The sequence below is a fragment of the Terriglobales bacterium genome (assembly GCA_035624455.1).
GTDB lineage: Bacteria > Acidobacteriota > Terriglobia > Terriglobales > Acidobacteriaceae > DASPRM01.
In genome coordinates, this window is sequence record DASPRM010000061.1 from 1 (window position 1) to 7,591 (window position 7,591).

A 7,591-nucleotide genomic window follows, 5' to 3' on the forward strand; every position below is an offset into this window, starting at 1 on the left:
CGCGGGATCGGGCGCGATATAGCCCGATTCGCCGGCTCCCACCGAGTACCAGTCGCGGTAGGTGATCGATCCAGAACCGCTGCGGCTGGTCGTGGCCACGGTGCCGCTGTCCTGCTGGCTGCCGTAAACATAATAAGGAAACTGATTGTCGGTGGTGGCGTGATACATCTGCGCGGTGGGCTGGTTATTCCAGGAGCTCCAGGTGCCTCCTCCATCCACTGTAACCGCTGCTCCCTGGTCGCAACCCAGAATCATGCGCTTCGGATTCTGCGGATCGATCCACAGATCGTGGTAGTCGTCGCCCCCGGGTGCGCCTTTGAAGGCTTTGAAATTTCGTCCTCCATCCAGCGAGCGGTACAGCGCGACATCCGACACGTACACCACATCGGGATTTCCGGGATCGAGGGTGAGTCTGCTGAAATACCAGCTCCGCTGCCGGAAGCGGGGGTCGGCACTCATCCGGTGCCAATTCTGTCCAGCATCGTCTGAGCGGAACAGTCCACCTTCTTCCTTGGCATCGATCAGCGCATAGACGCGGCGTACGCCTTTGCCCTCGCCGACTACGATGCCGACCCTGCCCCAATCTTTCTGCGGCAGGCCGTGTCCGGTCAGCTGCGTCCAGTTCGTGCCACCGTCAATCGACTTGTAGAGCCCGCTGCCGGGTCCGTTGTCGGGCTGATACTGGCTCCACGGCGTCCTGCGCGCATTCCACAGCGCGGCATAGATCACCTGCGGATTGGCTGGCTCAAACGCCAGATCGATTGCACCTGTGTTGTCGTCTTTGTAGAGGATCTTTTGCCAGCTCTCGCCACCATCGCTGGAGCGAAATACGCCGCGTTCAGCATTCGGACCATAGGCATGCCCCAGCGCTGCGACCAGCACACGTTGCGGATTGCTGGGATCGATCAGGATTCGCCCGATTTGCATGCTGTCGCGCAGGCCGAGGTGCTTCCAGGTACGGCCGCCGTCCGTGGATTTGTATATGCCATTGCCAAACGAGATGTCGGAACGCATGTCGGCTTCGCCGCTGCCCACGTAGATCACGTTGGGATCGGAAGGAGCAATGGCGAGCGCGCCGATGGAGCCTACCGGTTGTTGATCGAAGATGGGCTCCCAGGTGACTCCGCTGTTGGTGCTCTTCCACACCCCTCCGGCGACCGCGCCAAAGTAGTAGGTGTTGGGTTGACCAGAAATGCCGGCAACTGCCAGCACGCGCCCGCCGCGAAACGGGCCAATCATTCGCCAGCGCATCTCCTGGTAAAGCTTGGGAGGAATTTGTTGTGCCACCGCTCCGCAGGTAACCAGGACAAGGATGGCGAGCCCGCCGAGAATCTGCAAAAAAGAGAATTTCTTTTTGATCATTCTTTCTTGGAGAACCGATAACTGAGTGTAACAGCCGGGGGATCCGGAAACCTCCAGCCTGCCCGGCTATTTGCAGTCACTCCGTCCCTGCATTTCTACTTTCGGCCTTAAAAGGGTCATCCCGACCAGGGTGCAGAAGGACCACAAAGCTCATTGATCTTCAGGCCTGGACCTCTACAGTATTAACCCCAGTTATTTTTTAGTCAGGAGTTATAAGGGGTGAGGTCCCCAATTGCTGAAAGCTTCTTTCACTTCGGCATTGCCTTAAGCAAGCCTTCCAATCCGTTCCAGGCAATCTGCACTCCGATGCACAGCAGCACAAAGGCGATCACCCGCAGGATGCCCTGCACGGTAGAAGGAGAAATTTTCTGCGTGATTTTAGGCGCATAGGTGTAGCAGAGATAAACCGCGTAGCTCAGCGCGACTACCGCGATGGCAATCCCAACGTGCCCCAGCGCATTTTTCAGCAGTACGCTGCTGGATGCGTGAGCACTCAGCGTGAGCATCACTACCACAGAACCTGGGCCGGCAGTGATAGGAAATGTTAGCGGATAAAAAACCTTGTCTTCCAGAGCGCCCTGGCTGTTGCCGGGCTCCACCGTATGGCCGCTGGCTGCCGCGCCACTGCTTTGGTTCAGCAGGCCCCACCCAATGGCAGCAATCACAAATCCGCCCGCCAGTTGGACCACCGGTAGCGAGATTCCAAAGAATGACAGCAACGTCGCACCCACTGCCTCAATCACCAGCAGAAACAGCACCGTGCTGATCGCCACCTTTTTCGCCAGTTGCCGAAATTCGCTGACCGGCGCCAAGCCCACGATTCCCATGAACATGAGGGCAGAACCCAGCGGATTGATGAGCGGCAGCAGCGCACTGAAGGCCAGTCCGAAATATTTCAGGATGGTTAACATTGGTGCTTTTCCACGCCGCTAATGCAAGCGCCACAGCGAGGGTAGGTGATCTTAACGGATAGCCGGCCATCAGTCACTTAGGGTGACGACGAAAATGGATGGAAGAGGCGATAGGGAAAGGAACCTGCGCGAGCCGCTGATCCGCTCACTTCTTTGCGCGCGCTTCGGCTTCTGCCAGCCAGCCGCGCCGCAACTGATCCTCGGGGATGCTCGACAGATAAGGCTTGATATCGAGAATAGGAGTTCCATCCAGCATGTCGATGCCGCGAACGTGCAGCAGCGTACCCTCGCGTCGCAGAAGCTCGACGGCGGTAAGGCCAATCGGGTTGGGACGGAACGGCGATCGCGTCGCAAACACGCCATGCGTTTTGTCGTCGCTGGGCGGTTTTGCCATCAGGTCGTAGCCCTCCGAGCGGTGGAAGGTCCAGACGACGATCAAATGCGAGAATCCCTCGATGTCCTTCAGCCCGGGCTCGAACTCCGGCAGGATTTTGAGCACACCCTCGGCGTCGTGCTTTGCGCCCAGGCCCATGGGAACATCCGCCGTGTCTTTGTAAGGACTGCTCACAAATCCTATTGGCCGCGGCGTGAACATAGGAGCTAGAGCATCTTCAAGAAATCTTCCCAAGGTGTTGCCATCAGAGTTTCTGTTACCGCGTGGCCGTGCGCGCGAATGATCATGGCTGCCCTTTCGACATCCCGGGGATCCTTCGCTTCCACCACATCGACCACATCGAAGCGTCCCATGGTGGCATAGCTGCTCTTCCAGGTGACGTTAGGACACTCTTTTTTGATCTTCGAGGAAACCGAATCCGCCAGCTTCTTGAACTCCTTGGGCTCGCGGAACGCTTCCGGAGACAACTGGCTCAGAATAATGTAAGTCGCCATGTGGCACCTCCTGGCTGGATCGGCGTGTGCCCACAAGCACGCGATCGCAGCAGTCTTCACGCTTCATCATCGGGCGGCCCCGCAGCCCCGGCAAGATCCTGTGGCCGGATCTTTTCGACGTTGAACCGTCCTGCGCGCTCGCGCATAGTCTTCAGCACTTCTTCCAGTGGCGGCGGCTCGCCTTTGATCCAGCGCAGTGGATTGATGCGCGCCACCACAAACGAGCGCAGATATGGGCTGACCAGCCCGCGCTCTTTCAGTTTTTTTACCGCCCCGGCGACCTTGTCCTCGAGGTCGAGGACCATGGCCGCGTGTTTTTCGTGATCTTTGACAGCGGAACGCAGCGGATCATCAGTAAACGACTCGAGCCGCCGCAGAATAGGATGGTAAACGCCCCCACCAAAGCGCGGAATTTTTTCGTAGCAGACTCCCAGGGTAACCAGCGCCGCCTCGTCGAGATAAAAAGAAAACTGGGATTCCGGCCGCGTGGCATCTTCCTCCACCAAGCCGCGGTAGATGCGTATGACCTCAAGCGCTCGTTCCTTGAGGTTGTGCGCCTTCTCGGTGTTGAGCGCCAGAATCTGCCACGCAATCTCGCGATCGGCCACCACCAGGGCGGCGATCGATTTCGCGCCCAGGCGGCGCATGGCCTCCAGGCGATGCCGGCCATTGGGAGTCCAGAACCCGCCGCGCGGCGCAACCACTGCGATGATGGGATCGAGGAAGCGTCCAGTCTTCAGAATCACATCGGCGAGCCGCTTGTGATGCGCGTCAGAAAGGTCGCGCTGAAAAGGAGTGGGCTCGACCGCGTCGATCGGCAAAATCGAAAGCAGCACTGGATGCCCGCCCAGCGGCTCTTTGTATGATCCCACAACGCAGCCGCCGGATTTTTCGATCGCGCCTGAGACCTCAGCAGCAGCGGCTCTCGGTTCGTCGAGACGGCATTCGGCGGGGCTGAGGCCCTTGGTGCCGGGCTTGGCCTTGCGAGGACGCCGTCGTGCAGCTGCGCGCTTGACCATGCGAGAAGGCTATTGTAGCCGTAGCGCTCGTATGCTTTCGTGGAGTCGGAATTGGTTGCTCTGAATACCTGGCCGAACATCACTCCTGCTGTACAAAGATAATTGCGACCCACCCTTCGCTGCGCTCAGGGCACCCGCAGTTTGGATCGTGTGGAGCGGGGGCCCACCCGTCCGACTACGCGCCCCAGGTCTGGTCCCCATAGTTTTCGCGCAGATATTTGTTCTGGCAACTGGCGGAGCAGAAATGCACCGCATTCCGTTCGCCGGCACGCTGCTCGTCCCACTTGCCAAGCAGGGTGATTGCGTACTTCATCACCTTTCCCGGCTTTCCTGTGCCTTCCAGGGCCAGCAACCACTCTTCGCCTTCGCCCTTGCGCTTGCCACAATATCTGCAGATGAACTCCATTGCGGGTACTCCGCTCGCTGCATGGCCCGCCTTTCGGCTGCTTTTGGCGAAGGGTGGGGATCGTCCGCAGTCACGCCCGAATCGTCAGCACTGGGCACTTGGCATGACAAATGAGTTCATGGCTTACCGCCCAGGAGAGATGAGCGGAAGCTCTCGCAGACACCACCGAATTTGCTCCAATCACCATCAGGTTTGGCTGATGTTTTTCAGCCGCGTTCAGGATCTCTGCCGTCGGCACTCCAAATTCCACCATGAACTTCGTCTTGCAGCCCATCATCCGGGCGTCCAGCGGGAGCAGGTCCTCCAGTCTGTCGCGATTCGCCAGCATTACCTCGTCTTCAAATTTGGTCGTGGCCACTTCATCGTCATAGAAGGCTGTGCCCAGTTCACCCAAGGGCAATGGCTCACCCCGTACCACGTACAGGAGGATGAGTTCGCCACCAGACTCGCGAGCGAAGAACAACGCATACGGCACCGCCTTTTCCGAAGCCGGTCCAAATTCGGTAGCGAAGAGAACTTTATGAAATTCCCCCGTCAGCGCGGCGGAAACAATGCTGTTGGGTCCTACTGTCAGCACGGGACAAGCGGCCAGCCGTACCATCTCCTCGGCAATCGATCCGACCAGCAGCTTTTCAAGTCCTCCCCGTCCGTGGGTTCCGAGCACGAGCAGGTCCACCCGTTCTTCACGCATCAGATGGGAAAGGACGTTCCACACCGAACCGCGCCGCAGCAGTAGTTGATGCCTGGTCTGCTTGAGTTCGTCCCGCTTGGCGAGCGTTTCCATCTCACGGGTTGAATATTGCCACTGCAGTTCTTCTGAGAGCTCTGGAACCAAGGGCGCGTCGGACTCCGGAATCACGTGGACCACCGAGATTTTGGCATCGTGGCGGCGAGCGATTGCGGTCGCATATTCGAAGGCCTTTTCCGACGCTGCGGAAAAATCAGTTGCCAGCAGGATGCTCTTTAGCCTGACACTATTTGCTTCCCGCGGCACTTCCACACAAGCACTCATAGTGCGCTCCTTTCCGTTTCGCCATTTCGCCCATTTGCGATGACTTACGCATCGTTGCCCATTTTTATTTATATCTGCCGGAACCCCAGAAATCAGTGATACAGGGCGGGCCTTGGGCCTGGGTGCCTAAATGAGACTGGCGTCAAGCAGCGCGTTTGGCGGTGTCTCCGCGCATCGCCGTAATCAACGCACACTCCGCAACTCGGTGTAATATCGAGAGTAGATTGCCCGTGCCTTGTGATGGCTTTCTACGCGGAGGGATGCGTGAGCGGTCGAAACGGGCGGTCTTGAAAACCGCTGTGGGGGAAACTCCACCGGGGGTTCGAATCCCTCTCCCTCCGCCATTTGAATGACGGGTTCCTTCGCTGCGCTCAGGACTTGGGCAGCGGGCTCCGACGCCCGCAAAATTGGCTCAAGTTAGAATCTCTTTTAGGATCGCCTTTCGGCGGAGGTAATCCTACCGGTAGCCCCTGGAAGGAGAAAACATGCAGAAGCGGAAACTGGGAAAAAGCAATCTCGAAGTCTCGGGGATCGGGCTCGGCTGCATGGGCATGACTTTTGCCTACGGCCCCTCCAAAGATAAAGAGGAGATGATCTCTCTGCTTCACGCCGCCGTGGAACACGGCGTCACATTCTTCGATACCGCCGAAGTCTACGGCCCATTCGCGAACGAAGAACTGGTGGGCGAGGCCCTGGCTCCTCATCGCGGCAAGGTGGTGATCGCCAGCAAGTTCGGTTTCAAACTGAAGCCCAACGGAGAACCTGGGTGGGTGGGCCTGGACAGCCGGCCAGAGCACATCAAACAGGTCGCCGAGGGGTCGCTCAAGCGGCTCAAGGTTGATGCGATCGATCTGTTCTATCAGCATCGGGTTGACCCCGACGTGCCCATCGAAGATGTCGCCGGGGCGGTGAAGGAGCTGATTCGCCAAGGCAAGGTTAAGCATTTCGGCCTCTCGGAAGCAGCCGCCAAGACGATTCGCCGCGCGCACGCCGTTCAGCCGGTCACCGCGGTGCAGAGCGAATACTCGCTTTGGTTCCGAGATCCGGAAAAAGAAGTCCTGCCGACTTTAGAGGAACTCGGAATTGGCTTCGTGCCCTATAGCCCTCTGGGCAGGGGATTCCTCACGGGAAAGATCAACGAAAACACACAATTCGACAGCTCCGATTTTCGCAACACCCTTCCCCGCTTTACGCCCGAGGCTCGGAAGGCGAATCAGGCCTTGGTTGATGTGCTTGGCAAAATCGCAGAACGCAGGAAAGCAACGCCTGCCCAGATCGCCCTCGCGTGGATTCTGGCCCAGAAATCCTGGATGGTTCCGATCCCGGGCACCACTAAGCTGGCGCGGCTGGAGGAGAACCTCGGGGCAGCTCACATCCAACTCACATCCGACGATCTCCGCGACATCGACGGCGCCTCGGCGAAGATCCCGGTGCAAGGAGCTCGATACCCCGAACAGCTGGAGCAAATGGCCGGTCGCTGAGCGGAATCTGTTCTCGCGGTGCACCTTTTTGGAAGGCGCAGGAGCAATCACCATGAATCAAGAACCTTCAGCAGCCCGTAAAATGCTCGGCGACTTTGCTCCCAAGCTCGTCGAGTTAACCGACGACGTGCTCTTTGGTGACGTGTGGGAGCGTCCGGAGCTTTCCAAGCGTGACCGCAGTCTGGCAACCGTGGCCGCGCTGATTGCTTTGAATCGGCCGGATCAGTTGCGGTTCCATCTGAATAGAGCGGTGGAAAATGGAGTCAAGAAAGAAGAGCTGATCGAGGCAATTACGCATCTGGCGTTTTATGCGGGCTGGCCGAGCGCGATGAGCGCCATCACGATCGCAAAAGAGGTATTCTCGCAGGCGTAGGGATCAAGACCAAGGCTCGCGATTATCAAGTCGTGTGATCGGCCGCTGAACATGGATGCTCTATCCATTCCCGGCGCGGAAATCCATTATGATCCGCATTTCCTTCCGGTCGGCGAGGCAAGCAGAATATTCAACGCGC

Annotated in this window: 9 protein-coding genes and 1 tRNA gene; 3 read left to right on the forward strand and 7 right to left on the reverse strand. The window is 58.3% G+C overall.

Annotated features, from left to right (window positions below; all coding sequences use genetic code 11):
• The 7 genes from VEG30_06770 to VEG30_06800 all read right to left on the reverse strand — a co-directional run.
• On the reverse strand, positions 1–1,362 hold a 1,362-nt coding region (locus tag VEG30_06770), incomplete at its 3' end, for a hypothetical protein (GenBank protein ID HXZ79614.1).
• A 248-nt stretch (positions 1,363–1,610) separates the two neighbouring features.
• Entirely contained in the window at positions 1,611–2,273 is a 663-nt protein-coding gene (locus tag VEG30_06775) for a MarC family protein (protein ID HXZ79615.1), read from the reverse strand.
• Positions 2,274–2,418: 145 nt separating this feature from the next.
• Complete coding sequence (tsaA, locus tag VEG30_06780) at positions 2,419–2,868, reverse strand: tRNA (N6-threonylcarbamoyladenosine(37)-N6)-methyltransferase TrmO (protein HXZ79616.1); 450 nt, start codon at positions 2,866–2,868, stop codon at positions 2,419–2,421.
• A gap of 5 nt (positions 2,869–2,873) precedes the next feature.
• On the reverse strand, positions 2,874–3,161 hold the full coding sequence (locus VEG30_06785; protein HXZ79617.1) for a GYD domain-containing protein: 288 nt from the start codon (positions 3,159–3,161) through the stop codon (positions 2,874–2,876).
• A gap of 56 nt (positions 3,162–3,217) precedes the next feature.
• Positions 3,218–4,180: a ParB N-terminal domain-containing protein gene (locus VEG30_06790; protein HXZ79618.1), complete on the reverse strand. Its 963-nt coding sequence runs from the start codon at positions 4,178–4,180 to the stop codon at positions 3,218–3,220.
• 175 nt (positions 4,181–4,355) lie between these two features.
• Positions 4,356–4,586, reverse strand: coding sequence for a hypothetical protein (locus VEG30_06795; GenBank protein HXZ79619.1), 231 nt, complete (start codon positions 4,584–4,586; stop codon positions 4,356–4,358).
• 70 nt (positions 4,587–4,656) lie between these two features.
• On the reverse strand, positions 4,657–5,598 hold the full coding sequence (locus tag VEG30_06800) for a universal stress protein (protein ID HXZ79620.1): 942 nt from the start codon (positions 5,596–5,598) through the stop codon (positions 4,657–4,659).
• Between the two features lie 254 nt (positions 5,599–5,852).
• On the opposite strand from VEG30_06800, the gene VEG30_06805 reads away from it, so the two are divergent.
• From VEG30_06805 to VEG30_06815, 3 genes are all read left to right on the forward strand, one after another.
• Positions 5,853–5,942 (forward strand) — tRNA-Ser (locus tag VEG30_06805).
• A gap of 141 nt (positions 5,943–6,083) precedes the next feature.
• Positions 6,084–7,079 (forward strand): aldo/keto reductase, encoded by a 996-nt coding sequence (locus VEG30_06810; GenBank protein ID HXZ79621.1) that lies wholly within the window; start codon positions 6,084–6,086, stop codon positions 7,077–7,079.
• 52 nt (positions 7,080–7,131) lie between these two features.
• Positions 7,132–7,452, forward strand: a complete 321-nt coding sequence (locus tag VEG30_06815; protein HXZ79622.1) for a carboxymuconolactone decarboxylase family protein — start codon at positions 7,132–7,134, stop codon at positions 7,450–7,452.
• Positions 7,453–7,591 lie beyond the last annotated feature (139 nt).